We start from the raw sequence: 24,626 nt of genomic DNA, 5'->3' as shown, positions 1-24,626 counted from the left end.
GGCCACCCGCGCCCGTCCATCGGATCCCCGTGTGATCCCATGGGCGGGCGTGCCGTACTGAACAGGAGTTCCCCGTGACCCGATACCGTCAGCCCGGAGTCGTCCTCACCGACCGGCTTCTCACCGTTCCGCTCGACCACAGCGCCCCCGGTGGTGAACAGCTGGAGCTGTACGGACGCGAGGTCGTCGCCGGAGCCCGGGCCGACGACGAACTCCCCTGGCTCGTCTATCTGGAGGGCGGCCCCGGCCACGGCGCCCGCCGCTTCGCCGGAGCGCAGGCATGGCTGGGCCGCGCCGTCCAGGAGTACCGGGTGCTCCTGCTCGACCAGCGCGGCACCGGCCGCTCTACCCCGCAGAACCGCCAGACCCTCGCCGAACGCGGCACCCCGGAGGCCCAGGCCGCCCACCTCGCCCACTTCCGGGCCGACAGCATCGTGCGCGACTGCGAGATGGTCCGGCGACAGCTCACCGGTGGCGCCCCCTGGAGCGTGCTCGGGCAGAGCTTCGGCGGATTCTGCGCCACCCACTACCTCTCCACCGCGCCCGAGGGGCTGCGCGAGGTGTTCATCACCGGCGGGCTGCCCTCGCTCGACGGTCATGCCGACGACGTCTACCGCGCGGCCTACCCCCGCATCCGGCGCAAGGTCGAGGCCCACTACACCCGCTACCCGCAGGACGTGCACCGGGCCCGCCGCATCGCCGCGCACCTCGCCGAGCACCGCACCGTGCTGCCCAACGGCTACACGCTCACCCCCGAGGCATTCCAATCGCTGGGCATTCTGCTCGGCGGCGGCGACGGCAGCCACCAGTTGCACTACCTCCTGGAGAACGCCTTCCTCCGGGTCGGCGGAGGCCACGAGCTGTCCGACGCCTTCCAGGAGGCGGTCCTCGGCACCCTCTCCTTCGCCGGGCACCCGCTCTACGCCGTCCTGCACGAGTCGATCTACGGTCAGGGCGGCAGCCCGACCGGCTGGGCCGCCGAGCGGGTCCGGGCCGAGTTCCCCGAGTTCGACCCCGCCACCGCCCTCGAAGGCGACACGCCGCTCCTCTTCACCGGCGAGACCATCCACCCCTGGCACTTCGAGGTGGACCCGGCGCTGCGCCCCCTGCGCGAGACCGCCGAACTCCTCGCCGCGCGCACCGACTGGAGTCCGCTGTACGACCCCGCGCGGCTCGCCGTCAACGAAGTCCCCGTGGCCGCCGCCGTCTACCACGACGACATGTACGTCGACACCGACCACTCGCTCCGCACCGCCCGTACCGTCCGGGGGCTGCGCACCTGGGTCACCGACGAGTACGAGCACGACGGGGTACGGGCGGGCGGCCGCCGGGTGCTCGACCGGCTGATCTCCCTCGTACGCGACGAGGTCTGACCCCCCGGCAGGGGACCGCGCCGGGGACCCGTCAGGCGGGCCTCCGGCGCGGTCCGTCACCGTAATGTGAACCCATGAACGAGCCCAGCACCGATCAGCTGCTCCCCATGCCGGACGACTGGAGCCGCGCGCTCGCCGTCGTCGCCCACCCCGACGACCTCGAATACGGCTGCTCGGCGGCGGTCGCCGGCTGGACCGACGGCGGACGGGATATCTCCTACCTCCTCGCCACCCGGGGCGAGGCCGGGATCGACACCATCGCCCCGGCCGAGTGCGCGCCGCTGCGGGAGCGGGAGCAGCGGGCGAGCGCAGCGGTCGTGGGCGTCACCTCGGTGGAGTTCCTCGACCACCGGGACGGGGTGATCGAGTACGGCACCGCGCTGCGCCGCGATATCGCGGCGGCCGTCCGTCGCCACCGGCCCGAGCTGGTCATCACCCTCAACCACCGGGACACCTGGGGCGGGACCGCCTGGAACACCCCGGACCACCGGGCCGTCGGCCGGGCGACGCTGGACGCGGCGGCCGACGCCGGCAACCGCTGGATCTTCCCCGAACTGATCTCCGAACAGGGCCTGGAGCCCTGGGACGGGGTCCGCTGGGTGGCGGTCGCCGGCTCCACCACCCCGACGCACGCGGTCGACGCGACGGCCGGTCTGGAGCGCTCCGTCCACTCCCTCCTGGCGCACCGCACCTATATCGAGGTCCTCACCGACGAGGACCCCGAGACCTACTGCCGCGACTTCCTCCTGGGCGCGGCGCGGGCGGCGGGGGAGCGGTTCGGCGGAAGGCCCGCCGTCACCTTCGAGCTGTTCCCCCGCTGAGCCGGGGTGGGGCCGCCCCCGCCGGTCAGGTGCTGCACCTCAGGCCGACGACCCGGGCCGGTGCCTCGGTGACGAGGACACCGTCGTTGCACCAGTGCGTCCGCCCGGTGCTCCGGTCGTGGACACTGCCCCCCTCGTCGGTTCCGATGTAGGCGCAGTTGCCCAGGCCCGAGACGATCGGTCCGTAGAACGGCGCCACGTACACCGTGGCGGTGTCACAGGACCAGTCCTGCGCCAGCAGAGCCGAGGGCGGGGCCTGGGCGGCGGCGGGGGTGGGTGCCAGCGCGAGCGCGGCTCCCGCGAACAGGACACCCGCGGTGACGGTGGTGAGTCGGTGACGCGACGGTCGCATGAGGCAGCCTCCGGAGTACGGTCGGGCGTGCGTGGGTCCTCGCGGGGGAAGGAAACCACGCGGGTGTCCGGCGCGACAGACGGCGGCGGGAGCGCAGGGGCACAGCCGGGGGCGTACAGGCGCCCCACCCGCACGCCGAGCTGTCGGTTTCCAGCCGGTCACTCCTCCGGTGCGGCCGGTAGCTCCCGCTCCGTCGGGTAGGAGCTCTGCGCGCCGCTCCGGGTCACCGCCGCCGCTCCCACCCGTACCGCGTACGCCGCCGCCGTCGGGAGATCCTCGCCCCGCCCCAGCCGCCAGGCCAGCGCGGCCGTGAAGGCGTCGCCGGCGCCCGTGGTGTCCACGGCGGCGACGCGGGGGGCGGGGACCCGTACCGCCGTGCCCGTACGGCCGTCGGCGACCAGCGCGCCGGCCGCGCCGAGGGTGACGACGACCGAACGGGGCCCCCGGGCGAGGAGACGGCGGGCCCAGGACTCCGGGGTGTCCCCGGCTGCGGTGCCACCGAGGAGGAAGCGGGCCTCGTGCTCATTGACGATCAGGGGGTCGCAGGCCGCCAGGACGGCGGCCGGCAGTTCGCGCGGCGGGGACGGGTTGAGGACGAGTCGGCCGGTGGGCGGCAGGGTGCGGACGATCTCGGCGACCGTCTCCAGCGGGATCTCCAGTTGTGCCGAGACCACCCGTGCCGAGCGGAGCAGCTCCGCCGCGCCCCGGACGTCCGCCGCCGTGAGCCGGGCGTTGGCACCCGGTGAGACCACGATGCTGTTGTCGCCCGACGGGTCCACCGTGATCAGGGCGACACCGGTGGGCGCGCCGCCCACCCGTACGCCCGTGACATCGACCCCGGCGGCGCGCAGGGACTCCAGCAGCAGCCGGCCGTGGGCGTCTTCGCCGACCCTGGCGAGCAGGGCCGTGCGGGCGCCGAGCCGGGCGGCGGCGACGGACTGGTTGGCGCCCTTGCCTCCCGGGTGGATCGCGAGGTCGGAGCCGAGCACCGTCTCGCCCGGTCCGGGGCGTCGTTCGACACCGATGACCAGGTCGGCGTTGGCCGATCCGACGACCAGCAGGTCGTAGCCGTCCATGTGTTCCTGTCTCCCTCGTGCTCGTGTCGTGCTCGGGTGTGCGGTGGCGGGCAGGTGCGGGCGCTATGGGTCAGCGGAAGCCGGCCACGTCGGCGGTGACCCTCCGTACGGAGACCTTCGGCAGGGGGCGGCCGACGCCGGGGAAGGCCCCTGGCCGCCGCTCGTCGGGGGCGCTTATGCCGTGCTCCCCATCGGCTCGGGGCGGGCCGCCGGTGGCGCTCCGCAGGAACGGCGGACGACCAGCCGGGCGGTGAGGGTGACGGACCGGGGGGACCGGCCCTCGATGAGGTCGAGCAGCGCCCGTACCGCCGCCCGGCCCAGCTCGTCGGTCGGCTGGGCGACGGTGGTGACCGGCGGATCCGTGTGGACGAACCACGGGATGTCGTCGAAGGCCGCCAGCGCGATATCGCGCGGCACGCTCAGCCCACGGGCCCGGATCGCGTCGAGGGCGCCGAGTGCCATCAGGTTGTCGGCGGCGAAGACGGCGTCGGGCGGTTCGGGCAGGGCGAGGAAGCGTTCCATGGCGATACGCCCGCTCTCCGCCTGGAAGTCGCCCTGCCCGATGTGGTCGTCGGGCAGGGGCAGCCCGAACGCCCGCAGTCCGGCGCGGAAGGCGGTGACCCGCTCGCTGCCGGTGGTGGTGGACGCCGGGCCCTGGATGATCGCGAGCCGGCGGTGGCCGAGACCGTGGAGATGGGCGACCAGGTCCCGTACCGCCGCGCGGCCGTCGGCGCGCACCACGGGGACGTCGACCCCGGGCAGCCAGCGGTCCACGAAGACCATCGGCGTACCGGCGCGGACGGCCTCCGCCATCAGCGGGGAGCCGCCGTCGGTGGGGGAGACGAGCAGTCCGTCGATGCGGCGGTCCAGCAGGGTCCGGATGTGATGGTCCTGCAGCGCCGGCTGTTCGTCGGCGTTCCCGATGATGACGCTGTACCCGGACGCGCGGGCCTCCTCCTCGACGGCGCGGGCCAGCGCGGTGAAGTACGGATTGAGCACATCGCTGATGACCAACCCCAGGGTGCGGGTCTGATCGGTGCGCAGGGACCGGGCGACGGCGTTGGGCCGGTACCCCAGGGCTTCTACGGCCGCGCCGACCCGGGCCCGCGCGGTGGGGCTCACGGACGGATGACCGTTGAGTACGCGCGACACCGTCGCGACGGACACCCCGGCGCGCGCGGCGACGTCCTTGATGCCGGCCATCGTCGGGGACCACCTCCTCGTGGGCGGGATGAACCGATCCGCCGACCGGGCCCCCGGCCGACGGCGTGTAATCGATTTCATGAACGATTGGAAACGATGACGGGGAGCGGGACAAGCCCTCGAAACCGGATCGTGACCTGAGTGGCATCGGTGGGGGTGCGAATTCCGTCCGCACGGGTGTGGCCGGGGCGGCCAGCTCGCGTGGGACCTGCCGTATTGACAAACGGCCTTGCTGTTTCTGCAATGGAGCCATGGCCACCGCGGACGACCACCCCCAGCTCGACGCCGTACTCGACGCCGTCGGACCACGACTACGCCGGATCAGAAACGAACGCGAGGTCACCCTCAGCGCCCTCTCCGAGGCGACCGGGATCTCCGTCAGCACCCTGTCCCGGCTGGAGTCCGGCCGCCGCAGACCCAACCTCGAACTCCTGCTGCCCATCGCCCGCGCGCACCAGGTGCCGCTGGACGAACTGGTCGGCGCGCCGGCCGTGGGGGACCCCCGGGTGCGGTCCAAGCCGATCGTCCGGCACGGCAGGACGATGCTCCCGCTCACCCGGCAGCCCGGCGGGCTCCAGGCGTACAAGGTGGTGCAGCAGCCCAGTAACGCCGAGCCGGAGCCACGGACCCATGAGGGGTACGAGTGGCTGTACGTGCTCTCCGGGCGGCTGCGGCTGCTCCTCGGCGAGCACGATGTGGTGCTCGGGGCGGGTGAGGCCGCCGAGTTCGACACCCGGGTACCGCACTGGTTCGGGGCGGCGGAGGGCGCACCGGTGGAGTTCCTGAGTCTGTTCGGGCCGCAGGGCGAACGGATGCACGTCCGCGCCAGACCCACGCGGAGCGAGTGATCCCCTCGACGGGGGCGCGGGTGTCGCGTGGTGGCCGTCCCTCGTCCGGGAAAACCCTCCCGGGACGGCAAGCGACCGCTTAGTGTGCCTCGGGACACCGTCGACGGTTCCTGGAGGCCCCCGGACATGCAGACAAGGCAGGCGCGTGGGTACGGCGAGCCGCGTGCGGTGACCCGGGGGGCGTCCCGGGGCAGCGGCCTCACCGGCCTCATCACCGAGAGTCCCGCCGCCCTCCCGGACGGCGGGAGCGCGTGAACGACGCCGGCGGACTGCGCGTCCGCACCCGGGAGTTCCTCGCCGCGCACCCCCCGGCCACCACCGCCAAGACCGACTTCCTGCGCGCCCGTTTCGACGCCGGGCTCGCCTGGGTGCACTACCCCGAGGGCCTCGGCGGTGTCGGCGCCCCCCGTTCCCTCCAGACCGTCGTGGACGCCGAACTGGCCGCCGCCGGGGCGCCCGGCAACGACCCCCGCCGGATCGGCATCGGACTCGGCATGGCGGCCCCGACCCTGCTCGCCCACGGCTCCGACGACATGAAGCGGCGCTTCCTCCGTCCACTGTGGGTCGGGGAGGAGGTCTGGTGCCAGCTCTTCAGCGAGCCCGGCGCGGGCTCCGACCTCGCGGCCCTCGCCACCCGGGCCGTACGCGACGGCGACGACTGGATCATCAACGGCCAGAAGGTCTGGACCTCCAGCGCCCATGTGGCCCGGTGGGCCATCCTCATCGCCCGCACCGACCCCGACGCGCCCAAGCACCGGGGCATCACCTACTTCGTCTGCGATATGAGCCACCCCGGCGTCGAGGTCCGCCCGCTGCGCCAGATCACCGGCGAGGCGGAGTTCAACGAGGTCTTCCTCACCGACGTCCGGGTGCCCGACGCCCACCGCCTCGGCGAGGTGGGTGACGGCTGGCGGGTCGCCCGGACCACCCTGATGAACGAACGCGTCTCGATCGGCGGCGCCCGCGTCCCGCGGGAGGGCGGCATGATCGGCCCGGTCGCCGCCCTCTGGCGCGACCGCCCCGAACTGCGCACCCACGACCTCCACCAGCGGCTGCTCACCCTCTGGGTGGAGGCGGAGGTCGCCCGGCTGGCGGCCGAACGGCTGCGCCAGGGACTCGCGGCCGGCCGGCCCGGCCCCGAGGGCAGCGCGATGAAACTGGCCTTCGCCCGGCTCAACCAGGAGATCAGCGGCCTGGAGGTGGAACTCCGGGGCGAGGAGGGGTTGCTGTACGACGACTGGACCCTGCGCCGCCCCGAGCTGGTCGACTTCACCGGCCGTGACGCCGGGTACCGCTATCTGCGCGCCAAGGGCAATTCCATCGAGGGCGGCACCAGCGAGATCCTGCTGAACATCGTCGCCGAACGGGTACTCGGACTGCCCTCCGAGCCGCGCGACGACAAGGACGTCCCCTGGAAGGACCTCAACCGATGACCGGCGCCGAGCACCCCCTCCCCGACGGACCGCCGGGCGCCCCCGGACCCGCACCCGGTCCGGGAGTCGTCCTGTCCGCGCCGGGGGACGCCGGGCCGGATCTGCGCTACTCCGACACCGAGGACGAGCTGCGCGCCGCCGTCCGCGCCCTCCTCGCCGACCGGGAGCGCGGCTGGTCCGACCGGGGCGAGCGGACCGGTGCCACCGACCCGACCGGCGCGGCCCACCGGACCGATCACGTCGACCCGGCGCCCTTCCTGACCCGGGCCGAGTCCGGTGACCCGTACGACCGCGGGCTGTGGCACACGCTCGCCACCGGCATCGGCGCGGCGGGGCTGCTGGTCCCCGAACGGCTCGGTGGCCAGGGCGCGAGCCACCGCGAGGCCGCCGTCGTCCTGGAGGAACTCGGCCGGACCGTCACCCCCGCCCCGTACCTCACCGGCTCCGTCGTCGCGACCGAGACCCTGCTCGCCCTCGACACCGGCCGGCCCGAGCTCTCCGAGCTGCTCGCCGCCGTCGCCTCCGGCCACCGGATCGCCGTGCTCGCCGTGCCGTTCGCCACCTCCCCGTACGGGCCGCTCCCCACCGGTGCCCCGCGGATCACCGGCGTCGCGGACGCGGCCGTCGCCGATGTGCTCCTGGTGCCGAGGCCCGACGGGCTGTACGCGGTCGACGCGTCGGACGTCACGCTGGAGGCGCTGACCCCGCTCGATCTGACCCGTCCGCTCGCCGCCGTGTCGTCACCCGACGGGCGCGGCACCCGGCTCGGGGACCCCGTCGCCGCCACGGCGGCCGTGCGCCGGGGGCTGCTCACCGGGGCCGGACTGCTCGCCTCCGAACAGCTTGGGGTCGCCGTCCGGTGCTTGGAGGAGACCGTCCGGCACACCAGGGAGCGCCATCAGTTCAACCGCCCCGTCGGGTCCTTCCAGGCGCTCAAGCACCGGATGGCGCGGATGTGGCTGGAGATCGTCTCGGCCCGCGCCGCCGCCCGGAACGCCGCCGACGCGCTCGCCACCGGTGGCCCGGACACCGCCGTCGCGGTCGCCGTCGCCCAGGCGTACGCCTCCGGGGTCGCCGTGCGCGCCGCCGAGGAGTGCGTCCAGTTGCACGGCGGTACCGGGATGACCTGGGAGCACCCCGCGCACCTGTTCCTCAAGCGCGCCAAGTCCGCCGAGATCGCGTTCGGTACACCCGGGCGCCACAAGGCGGCCCTGGCCGACCTGGTCACGCTGCCAGCCCCCTGAGGGCGCTCGTCCCGCTCGCGTGAAGACACTCCCCGAGCCGTCCCGGAACGCCCGTGCACACCCCCGACCAGGGCCTACGCCCACCCGCAGACAGGGCCGGTGTATTCGGCACCGTTTTCCGTGCGGTTTAATTGCGAGCTGTTCGCAATAACAGCTGATCTTCAGTAGGGGTGTGGGAGCCGTGTCTGCCCGACCGACCCGTTCGATACGTTCGACCCGCTCGGCCCGTTCGATACGCGGCACCGCCGCCGTGGCGCTGGTCACCGCGCTCACTGTCGGCGCGGCGGCGTGTTCCAACCCGGAGCGCGGGAGCGCGGGCAAGAAGGGCGCCGGCGAGTCCGCCGTCGTGGGCATCGCCTACGAGCCCGAGAGCCTCAGCCCGCTGCTCGGCTTCGGCAAGGACGGCAACTCCAAGATCTTCGACGGGCTGCTCGCCTACGACGGAGAGATGAACCTCACGCCCGCGCTCGCCGCCGCCCTCCCGGCCGTCAGCGCGGACCGGCTGACCTACACCTACAAGCTCCGCCAAGGTGTGACCTTCAGCGACGGCAAGCCGTTCGGTGCCAAGGACGTCGTCTTCACCTACCGGACCATCCTGGACAAGAAGACCAACAACGCCTCCAAGTCCGAGCTGGACGCCATCAAGGACGTCCGGGCGGCCGGGGACGGCACCGTCGTCTTCACCCTGAAGTACCCGTACGCGCCGTTCGCGCAGCGCACCGTGCAGCCGATCGCCCCCGAGCACATCGCGTCGAAGCAGGACGTCAACACCGGCCCCTTCACCACCAAGCCGATCGGGACCGGCCCGTACCTGCTCAGCGGCTGGTCCAAGGGCGAGAAGATCAGCTTCAAGGCCAACCCCGGCTACTGGGGCGGCGAGCCCCAGGTGAAGAAGTTCACCATGGCGATCATCAAGGACGATGACGTCCGCGCCACCCGGCTGCGCGCGGGCGACCTCGACGGCGCGATCCTGCCGCCGAACCTCGCCGCGGGCTTCAAGAAGGACAAGGGCAAGAAGACCCACGCCGCGACGACCTACGACTACCGCACCGTGACCCTGCCGACCGGCAACAAGGTCGCCGGTGACACGGCCGTGCGGCAGGCGCTCGACGTCGCCGTCGACCGGCAGACCATGGTCGACCAGATCCTCGAAGGCGCCGGAAAGCCCGCCTACGGCCCCGTGCCCACCGGCAGCGAATGGTTCGCCAAGGGCACCGAGCGCACGCACGACCTCGACAAGGCGAAGAAGATCCTCGACGCCGCGGGCTGGAAGCCGGGCAACGACGGGATCCGCGCGAAGGACGGCGTCCGGGCCGAGTTCCCGCTGTGGTACCTCACCGGCGACAAGCTCCGCCAGGACCACGCGCTCGCCTACGCCTCCGACGCCAAGAAGGCGGGCATCTCCATCAAGACCCAGGCCGGCACCTGGGAGGTCATCGAGCCGCGGATGAAGCACGACGCCGTACTCGCCGGTGGCGGGGCGCCCGGCGACCCGGACTTCGACCAGTACCTCCTGCTCACCTCCTCGCTCGCCGGTGACGGCTTCAACAACATGGCCTGGTACGACAACCCGGTCGTGGACAAGGCCCTCCAGGACGGCCGCAAGAGCGGCGACAAGGCCGTACGGAAGGCCGCCTACGACACCGTCCAGCGCGAGCTGGTGAAGAACCCGGGCTACACCTTCCTCACCCACATCGACCACCTCTACGTCGTGGACGACAACTGGGAGCAGCTCACCAACCAGATCGAGCCGCACGACCACGGGCTCGCCTCCGGCCCCTGGTGGAACGTCGAGAAGTGGACCCCCAAGGGCACGGCGAAGTGAGCACCGGCCTCGTGAAGGGGCGGACGGCGCGTCGCCGTCTCCCCTGGGGGCCGATGGCACGGATGGCGGGGCGGCGGACACTGTTCGCCGCCCCCGTCCTGCTCGTGGTGACCTTCGGAGTCTTCGCCGTCGCCGCCGCCTCCCCCTTCGACCCCGTCAAGGCGTACACCGGCACCGCCGGGCTGACCGCCTCCCAGGAGAACCTCGACCAGATCCGCGCCAACCTCGGCGTGGACGAGCCCCTCGTCGCCCGCTGGTGGAACTGGGTGACCGCCGCCCTGACCGGCGACCTCGGCGACTCCAGCGTGATGCGCCAGCCCGTCGCCGACGTCATCGCCGAACGCGTCGGCTGGTCCGTGCTCCTCGCCACCACCGCGTTCGTCGTCGCGATCCTGCTGGGCACCGCGCTCGGCGTGCTGGCCGCGCGCCGCCGGGGCGGCTGGCTCGACCGCTGCGTCAGCTCCGCCGCCTACACCCTGGAGGCCGCACCCTCCTTCTGGCTCGGTCTCCTCGCCATCTGGTTCTTCGCCCTGAAACTCGGGGTACTGCCCGCCGGCGGTCTCACGGACACCGGAAGCGATGTGGTCACCTTCGACCAGGTCGCCTCCCATCTGGTGCTGCCCGCCGCCGTCCTCGGGACCTCCCAGCTCCCCTGGTTCTTCCTGTACGTGCGCCAGGGCGTCGGCGACGCCCTGGAGGAGGACCCGGTGCGGGGCGCCCGCGCCCGGGGGCTCAGCGAATCCGTCGTCCTACTGGGCCACGCCCTGCGCTCCGGGATGCTGCCCATGCTCACCCTCATCGGCTCCCGGGTCCCCGAACTGATCACCGGCGCGCTCCTGATCGAGACGGTCTTCAGCTGGCCGGGCATCGCCGCCGCGACCGTCGAGGCCGCCACCTCCGTGGACTTCCCGCTGCTCGCGGCGCTCACCGTCCTCGCCACCGCCGCCGTACTCCTCGGCAACCTGCTCTCCGACCTGCTGTACGGACTCGCCGACCCGAGAGTGGGCTTCGATGGCTGACACCGTTCCCGAGACCGTCTGGCGCTCGCACGGGCGCAGCCGTCGCTCCACCCGCACGGTCCGGATCTCGTTCTCCGCCGTGATCGTGGCCGCCGTCGTCCTCGCCGTACTGATCGTGCCCCCGATCGTCCAACTGGACGAGCAGGCCGTCGACCTGTCCAAGAAGCTCATGCCGCCGTCCTGGGAACACCCCTTCGGCACCGACGACGTCGGCCGGGACCTGCTGCTGCGCTGTGTCTACGGACTGCGGATCTCACTCCTCGTCGGACTGGTCGCGGCGCTCGTCGCCACCGTCATCGGCACGCTGGTGGGCGCCGCGGCCGCGGCCTTCGGCGGCTGGACCGACCGGATCGTGATGCGGCTCGTCGACACCTTCGCCTCCGTGCCGCACCTGCTGCTCGGCATCTTCATCGTGGCGATGTTCCGTCCCGGGGTGTGGCCGGTCATCGTCTCCGTCGCCCTCACCCACTGGCTCTCCACGGCCCGGATCGTCCGCTCCGAAGTGCTCTCGCTGCGCTCCCGCCCGTATGTCGACACCGCGATATCGGGCGGCGCCTCGCGCTGGCGGGTCACCGCCCGCCATCTGCTCCCCGGAGTGCTCCCGCAGGCGGGTCTCGCGGCGGTGCTGATGGTGCCGCACGCCATGTGGCACGAGTCCGCGCTCTCCTTCCTCGGCCTCGGACTCCCCAGCCACCAGGCGAGTCTCGGCAACCTCGTGCAGACCGCGCGCGGTTCGCTGCTCGCCGGCGACTGGTGGCCGACGCTGTTCCCCGGACTCTTCCTGATCGTCCCGACCCTCGCCATCGCGGGCCTCGCGGGCGCCTGGCGGGAACGGATCAACCCACGCCGGAAATCGGAGCTGATGCTGTGACCGCGTCCGACACCGCCCCCGGCACGGGCGCGGACCCCGTGCTCTCGGTACGGAACCTCTCCGTACGGTTCCGGATGCGCGGCGGGCGCCATGTCGCCGCCGTCACCGGGGCCGGCTTCGACCTGGCGGCGGGGGAGTGCCTGGCCCTCGTCGGTGAGAGCGGTTGCGGCAAGTCCGTACTCGCCTCCGCACTCCTCGGGCTGCTGCCCGGCAACGCCCAGACGGCGGGCACCGCGACCGTCGACGGCATCGACCTGCTCGGCGCCGACGAGCGCACCCTCGCCCGCGAAGTGCGGGGACGGCGGGTCGGACTCGTACCGCAGAGCCCGTCGGCGCACCTCACGCCCGTGCGGACGGTCGGCGCGCAGTTGGAGGAGACCCTGCGCGCGCTGGCGGGCACACCCAGGCGGGAGCGGCGGGCCGCCGCCGTCGCGGCGGCCGAACGGGCGGCCTTCCCCGCCGACCACCTCGACCGGTATCCGCATGAACTCTCCGGCGGCCTCGCCCAGCGGGCGGCCACCGCGCTCGCCCTCATCGGCGACGCGCCGCTGCTCCTCGCCGACGAGCCGACGACCGGCCTCGACCGCGAACTGGTGAATCGCACCGCGGACGAACTGCGCCGGCACGTCGACGACAGCGCGACCGGCCGCGCGCTGCTGATGATCACCCATGATCTGGCGGCGGCGGAGCGGATCGCCGACCGGGTCGCCGTGATGTACGCGGGCAGGATCATCGAGATCGCCACCGCGAGCGACTTCTTCGGCGCCCGGGGCCCGCGCCACCCCTACGCGCGGGGTCTGCTCGCGGCGCTTCCCGAACGGGACTTCACCCCGATCCCCGGAATGCCCCCCGAGCTCGGTGATCTCCCGGAGGGGTGCGCGTTCGCGGCGCGCTGCGAACGCGCGACGGAGCTGTGCGCGACCCGCCCCGCCTTCACGGCGGACCTCGCCTGCCACCACCCGGTGACCGTGCCCGGCACCCAGGAGGCGGCCCGTGCGTGAGTCCGTCGCCCCCGCGCCCGCCGTTACGGGTGCGGCGGCTCCGTACCGGGCAGGCGCGCCGCCCCGGTCTCCGTACACCCGCCAGGAGGGCCACCGTGTTTGAACTCGACGCGATCACCGCCGGCTACGACCCCCGGAATCCGGTCGTACGGGAGGTGTCGCTCACCCTCGCCCCCGGCGAGTCGGTCGGCCTGTTGGGACCCAGCGGCTGCGGGAAGTCCACGCTCGCGAGGGTGGCGGCGCTGCTCCACCGCCCCGACGCCGGCCGGGTCGTCATCGACGGCGAACCCGCCCGCGGCTGGCGGTACGGCGCCCCCCGGGCCCAGCGCACCGCCATCGGCGTCGTCTTCCAGCAGCCCCGGCTCTCCGCCGACCCCCGCCTCTCCCTGCGGGACCTCATCGCCGAGCCGCTGCGGGCCAACGGCCGGCGCGACGAGGCCGCCGCGCGGGTCGGCGAACTGGCGGACACGGTCGGCCTCACCGGTGAACTGCTCACCCGCCGTCCCCATGAGGTGAGCGACGGCCAGCTCCAACGCGCCTGTCTGGCCCGCGCGCTCGTCCTGGACCCCCGCTGGCTGATCTGTGACGAGATGACGGCGATGCTGGACGCCTCGACGACGGCGGCCCTGGTGGCGGTGGTCGAGGAGTACCGCCGGGAGCGGGGCGCGGGACTGCTGGCCGTGGGGCACGACAAGGTCCTCCTGGAGCGCTGGTGCGACCGGACGATCCACTGGTCCACCACGGGAGCGAGCTGACCGACGGGGCTCCCTCCGCCGGGGGGCGTACGCGCCGCGCGGGGGGCTGACACGGCGCGCGTACGGTCCGTACCGCGGGCGGGCCCCCCGGCGGGGGGTGCACGGTCGCCGACGACCGGCCGAACTCGCCGCGGCCCCCTGCCGGTTCGCCCCGCCCGCGGCCCATACTCAGGTGCTCCTCCCGTTCCCGCCGAGCCCGGAGGTTCCCCGTGATGCCCACCAACCGCCGCAGAGCCGTCACCATATTCGCCACCGCGCTGGCCGGTTCCGTCGCCGCCCCCGGGGTCGCGCGGGCCGCCGGGGGCGGGTCCGGTCGGCCCCGCGTCCGCCCCCTGCGCGCGGCCCACGCCCACAACGACTACCTGCACCCCCGGCCCCTGCACGACGCCCTCGCCCACGGGTTCACCAGCCTGGAGGCCGATGTCTTCCTGGTGGACGGTGAACTGCTCGTCGCGCACACGCCCGCCGAACTCGACCCGGCCCGCACCCTGCGCTCCCTCTACCTCGACCCGTTGCACGCGCGCGTCAGGGCCAACCACGGCTCCGTGTACCGGGGACACCGCCGCCCCGTCCAGCTCCTCATCGACATCAAGGCCGACGGCGTGGCCTGCTACCGGGAGCTCGACCGCCAGCTACGGCGCCATCACGCCATCCTGAGCGAGTACGCGCACGGCCGGGTCCGTCTCCGCGCCGTCACCCCGGTCGTCTCCGGCGACCGCGCCGCCCGTGATCCGCTGGCGGCACAGGGACAGCGGTACGCGTTCTACGACGGTCGCCCCGACGACCTCGGCACCCCGGCCCCGGCCTCGCTGATCCCGCTGCTCTCCGCCAACTGGAACCACGGCTTCACCTGGCAGGGCACCGGAACGTTCCCCGCCGCCGAACGCGCCCGGCTGCACGCCTTCGTCGCCGCAGCCCACGGGAACGGACAGCGCGTCCGCTTCTGGGCCACGCCCGACGCGCCGGGCCCGGCCCGGGAGGCGCTCTGGAGCGAACTGCTCGCCGCCCGCGTCGACCATCTCAACTCCGATGATCTGGCCGGACTGGAGCGCTTCCTGCGCGCCCGCGGTGAGTGGCCCACGAGGTAACCACCCGTACGGCGGACGCGCCAAGCGGACGTACGAACCCTCCCCTGCGCCAGACTACGGCCGAATGCCGCAAATCCGGCGCGGCGGAGGAGGTTGGCCATGGCCATTTCGATTTCGGTGGTGCTGCTCCTGGTGGTGCTCACGGTGGTCTTTCTGCGCAGCGGCGGGCTGAAGTGGTCACATGCCGTCGTCTGCACCCTGCTCGGCTTCTTCCTCGCGGGCACGAGCATGGCGCCCACCATCCACGAGGGGGTCGCCGCGACCGCCGAGGTCGTCAGCAACCTCCACCCCTGAAGCGCCGCAGGTCATCCCGTCCGGCCGGGCCACGAGGTGCGACCGGATCAGGAACCGCACCCCCTCCGGCGCCTCCAGCGAGAATCCGCTGCCGCGCCCCTCGACCACGTCGACGACGAGCCGGGTGTGACTCCACAGCTCGTACTGGCTCCTCGACATCCAGAAGGAGATGGCCTCCGCGACCCCCGTCACCCGGAGGTCCGCGAGCAGGATGTCGGACTGTCCGGTGCGGAACTCGCCGCGCGGGTAGCACATGGGGGCACTGCCGTCACAGCAGCCGCCCGACTGGTGGAACATCAGCGGACCGTGGGCCGACCGCAGCAACCGGAGCAGATCGGCGGCGGCCGGGGTCACTTCCACGCGCGGGGTTTCGGTCATCCTCTCAGTACAGCATCGGCGGGGTTGCAACGCCGTTGCGGCGGGCCCGGAGATGATAGGGAAGAGGGGGTAGAACCCCGGCGCGCGACACACGCGGCCGGGAGCCATCGACGACAGTCTTCGACGACGGGATGGACACCATGCCTCTAGAGGGTGAGTACGAGCCGAGCCCGGAGAAGTGGGTACGCGACCAGGTCGAGCTCTACGAGAGTTCCGGTGGCACGGACGGTACGACGATGATGGGGATGCCCGTCGTCATCCTGACCACGGTGGGGGCCAAGAGCGGCCGTATCCGCAAATCGCCGCTGATGCGGGTGGAGCACGGGGGCCGGTACGCCGTCGTCGCGTCGGCGGGCGGCGCGCCCAAGCATCCCGTCTGGTACCACAACGTGGTCGCCGATCCCCGGGTCGAGTTGCAGGACTCCCATGTGCGCCAGGACATGCGCGCCCGTGAAGTGACCGGTGACGAGAGGGACGAGTGGTGGGCGCGCGCCGTCGAGGCGTACCCCGACTACGCCAACTACCAGCAGAACACGGACCGGCGGATCCCGGTCTTCGTGCTGGAGCGGGTCCCCGACGGCCACTGAGCGCACCCGGGGTCCCGGAGCAGCGCCGACTCCGCTCCGGGACCCTGGTTCCCGCCCGCCGACGGCCGCCCCGGTGCCGGGGCCGTCCCGGCGCGCGCGACCGGTGGGGGAGCCGACTCCGGTCGGGGGCGGCGGCTCACCGCGTGGCGCCTCAGCCAACACCCCGGAAGGTTGCGAGGGGGTTGCGGCGACGGCCGCGCGCGCCTGATCGGTCCCGGGGTCAGCTCGCCGAAGGCTCACACCTCCGCAGTCGGACGGGCAGCGCCGTGAAGTCGGTGCTGATGAAGGAGGGTGTCGGAGCGATCGCGTCACTGTCGCCGGCAAGGCCGATGCGGGGGAAACGGTCGAACAGCGCGGGGAGCGCGATCCTGGCCTCCAACTTGGCCAGCGGGGCGCCGAGACAGAAGTGGATGCCGTGGCCGAAGGCGAGGTGTGCCTTGTCGGCCCGGTCGATGTCGAACGTGTCGGCCGCGTCGTGGACGCCGGGGTCCCTGCCGTGGGCCCCGAAGCCGACGAGGATCGCGTCCCCGGCCGGGACGGTGACCCCGTCACCGAGATCGATGTCCCGGGTCGCGAACCGCAGGGGCAGATGCATCACCGGGGAGTGGAGGCGCAGGGTCTCCTCGATGACGTCGTTCCAGCGGGTGGGGTCGGCCCGTACGGCTTCGAGCTGCCCGGGATGGGCGAGCAGCGCGCGAACGGCGTGGCCGAGCAGCGCGACCGTGGTCTGGCTGCCGGCCCCGATCATCAGCAGCAGGGTGGAGATCAGCTCCGTCTCCGTGAGCCGGTCGCCGTCCTGGGCGCGCAGGAGCAGACTGGTCATATCGTCGCCCGGCTCCCGGCGCTTGGCCTGGACGAGTTCGCGCATGGCGCCGATCAGTTCGCCTTCGAGCCGGGCGGACTCCTCCGCCGTGACACCGGTGGCCACGACGGCTTCGACGACGCGGAGCACGGAGGCCCGCTGGGCGACGGGGACGCCGAAGAGGTCACAGATCAACCGGGTCGGCAGCCGGTGGGTGAAGGCGCTGCGCAGATCGACGGTCCCGCCGGTGTCCCGGGCCTCCAGCGCGTCGAGGAGTTCGGTGACGATGGCCTCGATCCTGGGCCGTAACGCCTCGATACGGCGCGGGGTGAGCGTGGGCCCGATCAGTTTGCGCAGTCGGGTGTGGTCGGCGCCGTCGGCGGTGAACATGGACTCGGTGTCGACCCAGGGGTAGAGCCAGGCTATGGCGCCGGGCCGGTAGCCGGGCCAGGACCTGCGGGCGTCCTTGGAGACGTCAGGATGGGTCAGTATCCGCTTCACGACGTCTCCACGGGTCACGGACCAGGCCAGGAGATCCTCCGGCAGTCGCACGCGGACGGCGGGTCCGTCGGCGCGGAGTTCGTCGGCCTGCTCGTACAGTCGCCGGCCGCCGTCGCTGGTGAGTGCCACGGGGGCGGTGTCGGTGCGGGGGCTGATCATGGGTTACCTCCTGCGGGTCGGCGCGACGCTCGGACGGAGAGTCGCGAACGGGGAGCCGGTGACGGGCTGGACCGGCGGTGAACCGGCCCGGGGGACACCCGGGTCGGGGGTCTTCTCGTGCTCACGGGCCCGCGCGTCCCGGGCGCGGCCGTGCGACCGGTGGCGCGGTGGAGACGGAGCGATGGCGACCCCCAGCGGCGGGTACGACACGGCGCACCTCCCCGCCCGGCACACCGGGGGCCCCGGGGAATGCCATGCCTCTCAGAGCAGGGTCGTGGTCCGCTCGACACGGCGCAACCACGCCTCCCGGGGAATCCGGCCGATGACGGTGGGGGCGTACGGCGGCGGCCGTCGGGATCGCCGACGGGCCGGTCCGGGCGACCACGAGGGACCGGTCGGCGCCCTCCGAGCTGGAACCGGGGGCGCCCCGGACCCAGTTGGATCACATCGATTAGCCTGTAAGGCATGACTAACAATAATGACCATTACGAAATTCGTGTAGGTGTGCCGTCGGTTGACACCTACCGTCATCTGCGCGGGTCCACGGGTCTCGGCGCCAGGCCGGTCGAGGCGGCGACGGTCGGACTGCCGAACACGTGGTACGGAGTGACGGTCCAGCACGGCACCGAAACCGTGGGCATGGGCCGGGTCATTGGCGACGGCGGATGCTTCTTCCAGATCGTCGACATCTGTGTGCTCCCCGACCATCAGGGGCGCGGCCTGGGCAAGCGGGTCATGACCGCACTCGTCGGGGAACTGGAGCGCCGCGCCCCCGCCGGCGCTTACATCTCCCTGATCGCCGACGGCGACGCTCGCCACCTCTACGCGCAATTCGGCTTCGTGGAGACGGCTCCCGCGTCGGTGGGTATGCAGCGGCCCGTCTGATCCTGCGGGTGCGGGTGCGGGTGCGGGTGCGGGTGCGGGCGTGGCCGTGGGGAAACCCGGCCACGCTGGCGCCCCCCGGTCGGTCGTCAGGGGGCGGCTGGGGGAGTGGGCCAGGGTCTTTCGTTCGGATCAGGCTGGATCGGTGAGCCCAGCAAGATCCGAACGAGAGGCCCTACGCGTCGGCGGGCTTCCGCAGCGGCTTGAGCGCATCGCTCCAGGCGACCACCTGATCGAGCATCGCGTCGACGGCGTCGGTGTGCAGGGCGGCGGGCTTGAAGGTGCTGAAGTCCTCGAAGTCGGTGAAGAGCGAGAGCATCACCTGACTGCGCACGGTGGCCACCTGGACCTCGGCCATGATGCCGCGCAGGTGCTCGATGGCGCGGGCGCCGCCGACGCTGCCGTAGCCCACGAAGCCGGCGGCCTTGTTGTTCCACTCCGCGTAGAGGAAGTCGATCGCGTTCTTCAGCGCGGCGGAGGTCGAGTGGTTGTACTCGGGGGTCACGAGGACGAACCCGTCGAACGAGGCCACCGTCGCGGCCCACCTCTTGGTGTGCTCGTTCGCGTACTGCCCGAAGGACGGCGGGGTGATCTCGTCGAGGAAGGGGAGATCGACATCCTTGAGGTCGATGAGCTCGTACTCGGCGTCACCGCGCTTGCGGGCTTGGTCGAGGACCCAGCGTGCCACCGCCTCGCCGTTGCGGCCGGGTCGGACACTGCCGAGGATGATTGCGATCTTGGTCATCGTGCGTCGCCTTGTCTGTGTGGTCCGGGCGGAGACGCCCGAGAGATATAGTTGATTGAACAATTAACTATATCGCTTTCGGGTGGGCTCGCTGTTCCCACCCTCCCTACCGCCGGCCGGCGGCCGCAACCGGGACGTGCCGCACTCCGCGCCCGGGGGAGCCCCCGCACGGCGCTGGCCCGGCCGTGGGAGATGCCCGGGTCGTGGTGATCCGTACGAGTGTCCGGGCAGGCCCCCGAGGAGAGGAGCATCGAAGGCGCGCGGCCCGGTGCCGGGAGCGCGCCGCGCCCGGCCCGACCGTCGCGGCGCCTCAGCGGGTGACGCGGGCGCCGCTCACCAGGGGGCGACGGCTCGTACGACGGTGACCAGGAGCTGGTCGCCGTGGATGCGGTAGCGGATCAGTACGAACCGTCCGATATTGACGGTCCGCAGATTTCTGTCCCCGCGGACGGGTGCCGAGTCGTGCCCGTAGGGGTCACGGCCGAGGCGGCCGGCGATCTCCGTCGTGACCTTGTTCCGGACCGCCGCGCTGAGCGCGGCGAGACCGTGCTCGGCCTCCGGGCTGTACCGGATCCGGTAGCGGCTCATGGCACCACGGGGGTGCCGTCCTCATGGACGACGCCGGTCCAGTCGCCCGCGTCGATCCGGGCGACGATCTCCGCGTCCTCCTCCTGGGCCTCGTCCGGGAGCGCGAAGTCCATGATCGCCACTATCCGGATCCGCTCCAGCGGTGTGGAGCCGATGACCTCGTCGAACTCCACCCGTCGTTCCTCCGGAAGGGAGGAGCGGATCTCCGAGAGGGTGTTCGGCAGTTTCACCGGTCGGCCGCGAACCATGGTGGAGAGCATGGGCAGACCTCTTTCCTGAGCAGCGTCCGCTCAGGCTGACACACCGATGGCGGAGCGCGGCAGGGCGTACGGTGGCCGTCGCGCGCGCCTTTGTCACCGCGTCGCGCGGGGTCGCCCACCCACCCGGCCGGCCGGATGTGGCGCCCCTCGGCGCGACGGCTCCGCGCCGGTCCCACGCGCCGTCCGGGCGCGCCTCCCGGGCCGACGTACCCCCGGCCGCGGCCGCCGCGGGGTCACCGTACGGGCCGCTCCCCAGCGACGGCCCGTACGGTGCGCGTGTTCTGCTCCGGTCCCTCGGTCTGCCGGTGGTCGTGTTCCGGGGCCTTGCCATCAGCCGATGGTCGTGTTCCGGGCCCGCGGTCAGCCGGTGGTTCCGGTCCGGGCCCCGCGGTCAGTCGGTGCGGGGGACGATCCGAGCCCCGGGGCGGGCCGCGGTACCGCAGAGCTCGGCCTCCAGTACCTCTCCCATCCCCGCGGTACTCCAGTCCCCGTTGAGGTTGAACGCCAGCGAACGGCTGCCGTCCTCGGTCGCCACCGCGTAGGAGAGCGAGCCGATCCAGCCGCCGCCGTGCCCCCACGCCTTGGTGCCACAGCTCCCCGTGACCCGTTCGAGGCCGAGGCCGTAGTCGGAGCCCGGGGGAGTGGTCTTCATCGCCTTGAGCTGCCCGGGGGAGAGCAGCTCACCGCGCATCAGCGCGCTGAAGAACCGGTTCAGATCGCCCGTGTTCGAGATCATGTCGCCCTCGGCCCATGACTGCGACGCGTTCTGGACGGTCACGTCGTGGATCCGGGTCGTCGCGGGGTCGCCCAGGGTGGAGTACGCCCTGGTGCTCCGCCACGGCATGTGCGAAGTGTTGCCCGGCATGACGGTCGCGCGCAGACCGAGCGGATTGATGATGCGCGTCCGCACCTCGTGCTCATAGGTGTTCCCGGTGACCTCTTCCATGATCAGCGCGGCGAGTACGTAGTTGGTGTTTGAGTACGTGTACTGGGCCCCCGGTGGGGAGGTTGGCGCGTTGGCCATGGCGGCGTCGATCGCCACCTGCGGGGGCCGGGTGTCGTAACGGTGCTTCAGGAAGCCGGGGGCGAGGTACTTCTTCTCGTACGCCGGATCGTTGAGGAAGTCGAAGACCCCGCTGGTGTGGTTGAGCAACTGCCGTACGGTCATCTTCCGGCCGTCGTGGCCGTGGCCGCGCACCACCCCGGGGAGCCACTTCTCCACCGTGTCGTCGAGGTCGAGCCGCCCCTCGGACTCCAGTTGGAGCATGACGGTCGCCACGAACGTCTTGGTGATGCTGGCGATGCGGAACCGGTCGTCGGCCCGGCGCGGGGTGCCAGTGGCGCGGTTGTCGACCCCCGACGCCCCCTGCCAGACGCCGTCCTTGGTCCGCGCCTGCGCCGCGACCCCCGGTATCCCGCCGCGCACGATGGCGTCCAGCGCCCGCTGGGTCCCGTCGTGTCCCGCGGCCCGCGCCGCCGCGGTATCGCCGGGCGCGGCCTGCGCCGGCGCGGTGAACGCGGTGGCTGCCACCGCCGCCACTGCGAGCCCCACCACGCCCGTACGCGCCCTGCCTCGTCGTGCTGCCATGTGCTGCGCTCCTCACCGGTACCGGAGCCGCCGACCGTAGAGGCCGCGCGGTCACCGTGTGCGGACGGTCCCCGTCATGACCGCGAACCGTCGTCTCGGGAAAAGACCGCAAGTGGGGAGGTAACGGTTGATAGCGTGACATGGGTTGGCTGGAAATGATCCACCTTGGTGAAGGTGCGGACCCCGGCCTCCACGCAACCGCCCCTGGTCGTGGGGAGAGACTCCGCGGCGAGGACGGTGGTTGACTCCTCAGTCGCCTGGCCGGAATCCAATGGAGCCGATGGGCCGGGCTCCCGTGGTCGCCACGGCGACGGCAGCCGTGACCTACGGGTGTGCCCCCCAGTCGTCCACGGCCCGGACGAGGTGGTCGGGGAACCATGGAACTCCGGCGACCGGCAGGGCAGACGGGTCCCCGCCCGAATCCGACGGTCGTAGGTCACTCGGCGTTGGCCCCGTGGTCATGGCGGGCGCGTAGGTTCCTTGGTCGCGCGACCCCGTCCGCCGGCCGGCGCGGCGGGCCGGTCACCAGCCCATCTGGAGCGGTACATGGAACGTCGCACCTTTCTTCGCACGGCGGTCATCGGCACCTCGACAGTCGCGTTCGGCGGCTCCCTGTGGCGGGGCGCTGCCCTCGCCGATCCCGCCCAGCCGGGCCCCGGCCCCTACGGTTCTCTGCGGCCCGCCGATGCCAACGGGATCCTGCTGCCGGTCGGGTTCACCAGCCGGGTCATCGCCCGTTCCGGCCAGCGGGTCGGTTCGACCTCGTACACCTGGCACAACGCGCCCGACGGCGGTGCGTGCTACGCGGACGGTACGGGCTGGATCTATGTCTCCAACGCGGAGGTGACCCCCGGTGGGGCCGGCGCGGTGCGGTTCTCGTCGACCGGGGCGATCACGGGCGCGTACCGCATCCTGTCCGGCACCCGGCAGAACTGTGCGGGCGGCAAGACTCCGTGGAACACCTGGCTCTCCTGCGAGGAGGTCAGCCGGGGCTACGTCTACGAAGCCGACCCCTGGGGGACGGACCCGGCCGTACGGCGGGACGCGATGGGCCTCTTCACCCATGAGGCCGCCGCGGCGGACCCCGTCCGCAGGGTGGTCTATCTGACCGAGGACGAGTCGAACGGCTGCCTGTACCGCTTCGCCCCCACCACCTGGGGCGACCTGTCCTCGGGCCGGCTCCAGGTGCTCACCGCCGGTACCGCCACCTCGGGTAGTTTCGGCTGGGCGGACATCCCGGACCCGGACGGCTCACCGACGGCGACCCGTAGCCAGGTGCCGGGCGCCAAGAAGTTCAACGGGGGCGAGGGTTGCCACTACGCCGACGACAAGGTGTGGTTCACCACCAAGGGCGACAACCGGGTCTGGCAACTGAACCTCGTGAGCGGCACGTACGAGCTGGCCTATGACGACTCGCTGGTCAGCGGGGGTGCTCCGCTGACCGGCGTCGACAATGTCACCGGCTCCTCGTCCGGCGATCTGTTCGTCGCCGAGGACGGCGGCACCATGGACATCTGCGTGATCACGCCGTCCGGTGTGGTCGCGCCCTTCCTCCGGATCAACGGCCAGTCGTCGTCGGAGATCACCGGACCGGCTTTCTCCCCGGACGGCTCGCGGCTGTACTTCTCCAGCCAGCGCGGTACCAGTGGCTCGTCGTCGGGCGGAATCACCTATGAGGTGACCGGCCCCTTCCGCACCTGATCCGAGCCATACCCGATCCGAGTCGCACCTGATCCGAGTCGCACCGGGGGTCATCGGCAGCCGGGTGCCCCTGTCAGGCCGCGGGAGACCGCGGCCTGACCCGCTACGCGGACCCCGATGGCGGGCCCGTCCGGATCGGCGGCCGTGATCTGCGGGATCTCGCGCCCACCGAGATCTACCGCCGTGACGCGGTCGTCTTCCAGGACGTCTATCTCTTCGACGACACCATCCGGGCCACTATCGCGATGGCTCGCCCCGGCGCGTCCGACGCAGCGGTGGAGGCCGCCGCCCGCGCGGCCAACGTCCACGCGTTTGTCAGCCGGCTCCCGAACGGCTACGACACCCGTGTCGGCGAGATCGGCGGAGCCCTGTCCGGGGGCGAGCACCAGCGGGTCTCCATAGCTCGCGCCATTCTCAAGGACGCCCCCATCGTGCTGCTCGACGAACCGACTGCGGCACGGGACAGCGAGAGCGAGGTCGCGGTCCAGCAGGCCATCGTCGCGCTGGTCGCGGCGAAGACGGTGCTCGTCATCGCCCACCGGCTGTCCACCGGTCAAGCGGCGAGCGCGGCGCCCTCCCCGAGGTGGGCGGCTGCCGTACGCCAGGCGCGCGTCACCCCGGTCCTGGCCCGCGACGTGCGCTGGTCCGGGTCACCGGTGAGATCGAGCGGCCTGCCCACGTGGACGTGCAGCTTCGGGCGCCGCAGCGGCGCGCTGACCAGACCGGCGAGCTGCCTCGCTGTGCTGCCCGAGGTGATCCGGCGGGCGCCCGACTGGCCCACGGGAACGACGGGTGCGCCGGTGCGCTCGACCAGGCGGGACAGGCCGCTGCGGAAGGTGCCGGGGGGCGCCTCGGCCGTTTCCGCGCTGCGCGGCGGGATGCCGCCCTCGGCGTAGATGAGCAGCAACCGCCCCTGCCCGAGGGCCTCGGCCGCCGCGTCGAGCGCCGCCGATGCGCGCCGGTCGCCCCTGACCACCGGGATGTGCCCCTCGCGGGCGAGCGCCCGGCCGAGTACGGGTGCCCGCCACAGCCCGGCGGCCGCCATGACGACCGGTTCGACGCCGAACCGACGCAGGGCGGCGACGACGATGACGGGGTCGGCGAGCGATGTGTGGTTCGCGGCGATGATGCTGCCCGGCGCGAACTCGGCCCCGGGATCGGCGGTCACCGTCAGACGACCGAGGAGCGGCACCAGAGTGTCGGCGATGCGGCTGAGCATGAGCGGTTCTCCC

General features: G+C 72.5%; 24 protein-coding genes and 2 pseudogenes. 16 read left to right on the top strand and 10 right to left on the bottom strand.

Translation table 11 applies throughout. The features are described 5' to 3' along the window. The first annotated feature begins 74 nt into the window (after nt 1–74). Together ACH4S7_RS21350 and ACH4S7_RS21345 are read left to right on the top strand one after the other, a co-directional pair. Nucleotides 75–1,373, top strand: coding sequence for an alpha/beta fold hydrolase (locus tag ACH4S7_RS21350; protein WP_398522784.1), 1,299 nt, complete (start codon nt 75–77; stop codon nt 1,371–1,373). Between the two features lie 74 nt (nt 1,374–1,447). Next, on the top strand, nt 1,448–2,194 hold the full coding sequence (locus tag ACH4S7_RS21345; RefSeq protein WP_398522783.1) for a PIG-L deacetylase family protein: 747 nt from the start codon (nt 1,448–1,450) through the stop codon (nt 2,192–2,194). A 25-nt stretch (nt 2,195–2,219) separates the two neighbouring features. Here the strand turns inward: ACH4S7_RS21345 and ACH4S7_RS21340 are convergent, their stop codons facing one another. The 3 genes from ACH4S7_RS21340 to ACH4S7_RS21330 all read right to left on the bottom strand — a co-directional run bounded on the left by ACH4S7_RS21340 (nt 2,220) and on the right by ACH4S7_RS21330 (nt 4,825). Continuing rightward, the gene (locus ACH4S7_RS21340; protein WP_398522782.1) at nt 2,220–2,546 is read right to left on the bottom strand and encodes a hypothetical protein; all 327 of its coding nucleotides are present in this window, start codon (nt 2,544–2,546) and stop codon (nt 2,220–2,222) included. Nucleotides 2,547–2,704: 158 nt separating this feature from the next. Further along, a complete protein-coding gene (locus ACH4S7_RS21335; protein WP_398522781.1) occupies nt 2,705–3,622 on the bottom strand; it encodes a ribokinase in 918 nt (305 codons plus the stop codon). A 174-nt stretch (nt 3,623–3,796) separates the two neighbouring features. Then, nucleotides 3,797–4,825 carry a LacI family DNA-binding transcriptional regulator gene (locus ACH4S7_RS21330; RefSeq protein ID WP_398522780.1) on the bottom strand — a complete coding sequence of 343 codons (1,029 nt, stop codon included), beginning with the start codon at nt 4,823–4,825 and terminating at the stop codon, nt 3,797–3,799. Nucleotides 4,826–5,076: 251 nt separating this feature from the next. On the opposite strand from ACH4S7_RS21330, the gene ACH4S7_RS21325 reads away from it, so the two are divergent. From ACH4S7_RS21325 to ACH4S7_RS21280, 10 genes are all read left to right on the top strand, one after another. Further along, nucleotides 5,077–5,673, top strand: coding sequence for a helix-turn-helix domain-containing protein (locus tag ACH4S7_RS21325; RefSeq protein ID WP_398522779.1), 597 nt, complete (start codon nt 5,077–5,079; stop codon nt 5,671–5,673). A 251-nt stretch (nt 5,674–5,924) separates the two neighbouring features. Then, nucleotides 5,925–7,106 carry an acyl-CoA dehydrogenase family protein gene (locus ACH4S7_RS21320; RefSeq protein ID WP_398522778.1) on the top strand — a complete coding sequence of 394 codons (1,182 nt, stop codon included), beginning with the start codon at nt 5,925–5,927 and terminating at the stop codon, nt 7,104–7,106. Next, on the top strand, nt 7,103–8,350 hold the full coding sequence (locus ACH4S7_RS21315; protein WP_398522777.1) for an acyl-CoA dehydrogenase family protein: 1,248 nt from the start codon (nt 7,103–7,105) through the stop codon (nt 8,348–8,350). Before ACH4S7_RS21320 ends, ACH4S7_RS21315 begins: the two co-directional genes overlap by 4 nt. Nucleotides 8,351–8,522: 172 nt before the next feature. Continuing rightward, nucleotides 8,523–10,175, top strand: a complete 1,653-nt coding sequence (locus tag ACH4S7_RS21310; RefSeq protein WP_398522776.1) for an ABC transporter substrate-binding protein — start codon at nt 8,523–8,525, stop codon at nt 10,173–10,175. Nucleotides 10,176–10,228: 53 nt separating this feature from the next. Continuing rightward, nucleotides 10,229–11,194 (top strand): ABC transporter permease, encoded by a 966-nt coding sequence (locus ACH4S7_RS21305; RefSeq protein WP_398522810.1) that lies wholly within the window; start codon nt 10,229–10,231, stop codon nt 11,192–11,194. Next, complete coding sequence (locus ACH4S7_RS21300) at nt 11,187–12,065, top strand: ABC transporter permease (RefSeq protein WP_398522775.1); 879 nt, start codon at nt 11,187–11,189, stop codon at nt 12,063–12,065. Before ACH4S7_RS21305 ends, ACH4S7_RS21300 begins: the two co-directional genes overlap by 8 nt. A 74-nt stretch (nt 12,066–12,139) precedes the next feature. Then, the gene (locus ACH4S7_RS21295) at nt 12,140–13,066 is read left to right on the top strand and encodes an ABC transporter ATP-binding protein (protein WP_398522809.1); all 927 of its coding nucleotides are present in this window, start codon (nt 12,140–12,142) and stop codon (nt 13,064–13,066) included. A gap of 95 nt (nt 13,067–13,161) precedes the next feature. After that, a complete protein-coding gene (locus ACH4S7_RS21290) occupies nt 13,162–13,821 on the top strand; it encodes an ABC transporter ATP-binding protein (RefSeq protein WP_398522774.1) in 660 nt (219 codons plus the stop codon). A 212-nt stretch (nt 13,822–14,033) separates the two neighbouring features. Beyond that, a complete protein-coding gene (locus ACH4S7_RS21285) occupies nt 14,034–14,909 on the top strand; it encodes a phosphatidylinositol-specific phospholipase C/glycerophosphodiester phosphodiesterase family protein (protein ID WP_398522773.1) in 876 nt (291 codons plus the stop codon). 99 nt (nt 14,910–15,008) lie between these two features. Continuing rightward, on the top strand, nt 15,009–15,203 hold the full coding sequence (locus ACH4S7_RS21280; protein WP_398522772.1) for a hypothetical protein: 195 nt from the start codon (nt 15,009–15,011) through the stop codon (nt 15,201–15,203). A gap of 30 nt (nt 15,204–15,233) precedes the next feature. On the opposite strand, the pseudogene ACH4S7_RS21275 reads toward ACH4S7_RS21280, so the two are convergent. After that, a pseudogene (locus ACH4S7_RS21275) lies at nt 15,234–15,581 on the bottom strand (DUF779 domain-containing protein); the annotation flags it as partial. Nucleotides 15,582–15,721: 140 nt separating this feature from the next. Between ACH4S7_RS21275 and ACH4S7_RS21270 the strand changes: the two are divergent. Next, nucleotides 15,722–16,168 carry a nitroreductase family deazaflavin-dependent oxidoreductase gene (locus ACH4S7_RS21270; protein ID WP_398522771.1) on the top strand — a complete coding sequence of 149 codons (447 nt, stop codon included), beginning with the start codon at nt 15,722–15,724 and terminating at the stop codon, nt 16,166–16,168. A gap of 220 nt (nt 16,169–16,388) precedes the next feature. Here ACH4S7_RS21270 and ACH4S7_RS21265 read toward each other — a convergent pair whose 3' ends face one another. Further along, nucleotides 16,389–17,630, bottom strand: a complete 1,242-nt coding sequence (locus ACH4S7_RS21265) for a cytochrome P450 (RefSeq protein WP_398522770.1) — start codon at nt 17,628–17,630, stop codon at nt 16,389–16,391. 465 nt (nt 17,631–18,095) lie between these two features. Between ACH4S7_RS21265 and ACH4S7_RS21260 the strand changes: the two genes are divergently transcribed. Beyond that, the gene (locus ACH4S7_RS21260) at nt 18,096–18,515 is read left to right on the top strand and encodes a GNAT family N-acetyltransferase (protein WP_398522769.1); all 420 of its coding nucleotides are present in this window, start codon (nt 18,096–18,098) and stop codon (nt 18,513–18,515) included. Nucleotides 18,516–18,687: 172 nt separating this feature from the next. On the opposite strand, the gene ACH4S7_RS21255 is transcribed toward ACH4S7_RS21260, so the two are convergent. The 4 genes from ACH4S7_RS21255 to ACH4S7_RS21240 form a co-directional block, all read right to left on the bottom strand. Next, nucleotides 18,688–19,257, bottom strand: a complete 570-nt coding sequence (locus tag ACH4S7_RS21255) for an NADPH-dependent FMN reductase (protein WP_398522768.1) — start codon at nt 19,255–19,257, stop codon at nt 18,688–18,690. Between the two features lie 333 nt (nt 19,258–19,590). Next, nucleotides 19,591–19,845 (bottom strand): type II toxin-antitoxin system RelE/ParE family toxin, encoded by a 255-nt coding sequence (locus ACH4S7_RS21250; protein ID WP_398522767.1) that lies wholly within the window; start codon nt 19,843–19,845, stop codon nt 19,591–19,593. Further along, entirely contained in the window at nt 19,842–20,105 is a 264-nt protein-coding gene (locus tag ACH4S7_RS21245; protein WP_398522766.1) for a hypothetical protein, read from the bottom strand. The genes ACH4S7_RS21250 and ACH4S7_RS21245 overlap by 4 nt, the downstream gene beginning before the upstream one ends. 391 nt (nt 20,106–20,496) lie before the next feature. After that, nucleotides 20,497–21,693 carry a serine hydrolase domain-containing protein gene (locus tag ACH4S7_RS21240; protein WP_398522765.1) on the bottom strand — a complete coding sequence of 399 codons (1,197 nt, stop codon included), beginning with the start codon at nt 21,691–21,693 and terminating at the stop codon, nt 20,497–20,499. Nucleotides 21,694–22,239: 546 nt separating this feature from the next. On the opposite strand from ACH4S7_RS21240, the gene ACH4S7_RS21235 reads away from it, so the two are divergent. Together ACH4S7_RS21235 and ACH4S7_RS21230 are read left to right on the top strand one after the other, a co-directional pair. Continuing rightward, complete coding sequence (locus tag ACH4S7_RS21235; RefSeq protein ID WP_398522764.1) at nt 22,240–23,394, top strand: alkaline phosphatase PhoX; 1,155 nt, start codon at nt 22,240–22,242, stop codon at nt 23,392–23,394. Nucleotides 23,395–23,489: 95 nt separating this feature from the next. After that, nucleotides 23,490–23,789 (top strand): annotated as a pseudogene (locus ACH4S7_RS21230) (ABC transporter ATP-binding protein/permease); the annotation flags it as partial. 158 nt (nt 23,790–23,947) lie between these two features. Here the strand turns inward: ACH4S7_RS21230 and ACH4S7_RS21225 are convergent. Beyond that, nucleotides 23,948–24,613 carry a lysophospholipid acyltransferase family protein gene (locus tag ACH4S7_RS21225; protein WP_398522763.1) on the bottom strand — a complete coding sequence of 222 codons (666 nt, stop codon included), beginning with the start codon at nt 24,611–24,613 and terminating at the stop codon, nt 23,948–23,950. Between the last annotated feature and the right edge of the window lie 13 nt (nt 24,614–24,626).

This window comes from Streptomyces sp. NPDC020965 (genome assembly GCF_044333555.1).
Lineage (GTDB): Bacteria > Actinomycetota > Actinomycetes > Streptomycetales > Streptomycetaceae > Streptomyces.
The sequence above is the reverse complement of the archived record's forward strand: the minus strand, read 5'-3'. Positions and strand labels throughout refer to the sequence as shown.

Bases quoted from the DNA above. Each gene is read 5' to 3' on its own strand.
- ACH4S7_RS21345 (WP_398522783.1), top strand. From the start codon at position 1,448: ATGAACGAGCCCAGCACCGATCAGCTGCTCCCCATGCCGGACGACTGG.
- ACH4S7_RS21340 (WP_398522782.1), bottom strand. From the start codon at position 2,546: ATGCGACCGTCGCGTCACCGACTCACCACCGTCACCGCGGGTGTCCTG.
- ACH4S7_RS21335 (WP_398522781.1), bottom strand. From the start codon at position 3,622: ATGGACGGCTACGACCTGCTGGTCGTCGGATCGGCCAACGCCGACCTG.
- ACH4S7_RS21330 (WP_398522780.1), bottom strand. From the start codon at position 4,825: ATGGCCGGCATCAAGGACGTCGCCGCGCGCGCCGGGGTGTCCGTCGCG.
- ACH4S7_RS21325 (WP_398522779.1), top strand. From the start codon at position 5,077: ATGGCCACCGCGGACGACCACCCCCAGCTCGACGCCGTACTCGACGCC.
- ACH4S7_RS21315 (WP_398522777.1), top strand. From the start codon at position 7,103: ATGACCGGCGCCGAGCACCCCCTCCCCGACGGACCGCCGGGCGCCCCC.
- ACH4S7_RS21305 (WP_398522810.1), top strand. From the start codon at position 10,229: ATGGCACGGATGGCGGGGCGGCGGACACTGTTCGCCGCCCCCGTCCTG.
- ACH4S7_RS21300 (WP_398522775.1), top strand. From the start codon at position 11,187: ATGGCTGACACCGTTCCCGAGACCGTCTGGCGCTCGCACGGGCGCAGC.
- ACH4S7_RS21295 (WP_398522809.1), top strand. From the start codon at position 12,140: ATGCGCGGCGGGCGCCATGTCGCCGCCGTCACCGGGGCCGGCTTCGAC.
- ACH4S7_RS21285 (WP_398522773.1), top strand. From the start codon at position 14,034: ATGCCCACCAACCGCCGCAGAGCCGTCACCATATTCGCCACCGCGCTG.
- ACH4S7_RS21280 (WP_398522772.1), top strand. From the start codon at position 15,009: ATGGCCATTTCGATTTCGGTGGTGCTGCTCCTGGTGGTGCTCACGGTG.
- ACH4S7_RS21270 (WP_398522771.1), top strand. From the start codon at position 15,722: ATGCCTCTAGAGGGTGAGTACGAGCCGAGCCCGGAGAAGTGGGTACGC.
- ACH4S7_RS21265 (WP_398522770.1), bottom strand. From the start codon at position 17,630: ATGATCAGCCCCCGCACCGACACCGCCCCCGTGGCACTCACCAGCGAC.
- ACH4S7_RS21260 (WP_398522769.1), top strand. From the start codon at position 18,096: ATGACTAACAATAATGACCATTACGAAATTCGTGTAGGTGTGCCGTCG.
- ACH4S7_RS21255 (WP_398522768.1), bottom strand. From the start codon at position 19,257: ATGACCAAGATCGCAATCATCCTCGGCAGTGTCCGACCCGGCCGCAAC.
- ACH4S7_RS21250 (WP_398522767.1), bottom strand. From the start codon at position 19,845: ATGAGCCGCTACCGGATCCGGTACAGCCCGGAGGCCGAGCACGGTCTC.
- ACH4S7_RS21245 (WP_398522766.1), bottom strand. From the start codon at position 20,105: ATGCTCTCCACCATGGTTCGCGGCCGACCGGTGAAACTGCCGAACACC.
- ACH4S7_RS21240 (WP_398522765.1), bottom strand. From the start codon at position 21,693: ATGGCAGCACGACGAGGCAGGGCGCGTACGGGCGTGGTGGGGCTCGCA.
- ACH4S7_RS21235 (WP_398522764.1), top strand. From the start codon at position 22,240: ATGGAACGTCGCACCTTTCTTCGCACGGCGGTCATCGGCACCTCGACA.
- ACH4S7_RS21225 (WP_398522763.1), bottom strand. From the start codon at position 24,613: ATGCTCAGCCGCATCGCCGACACTCTGGTGCCGCTCCTCGGTCGTCTG.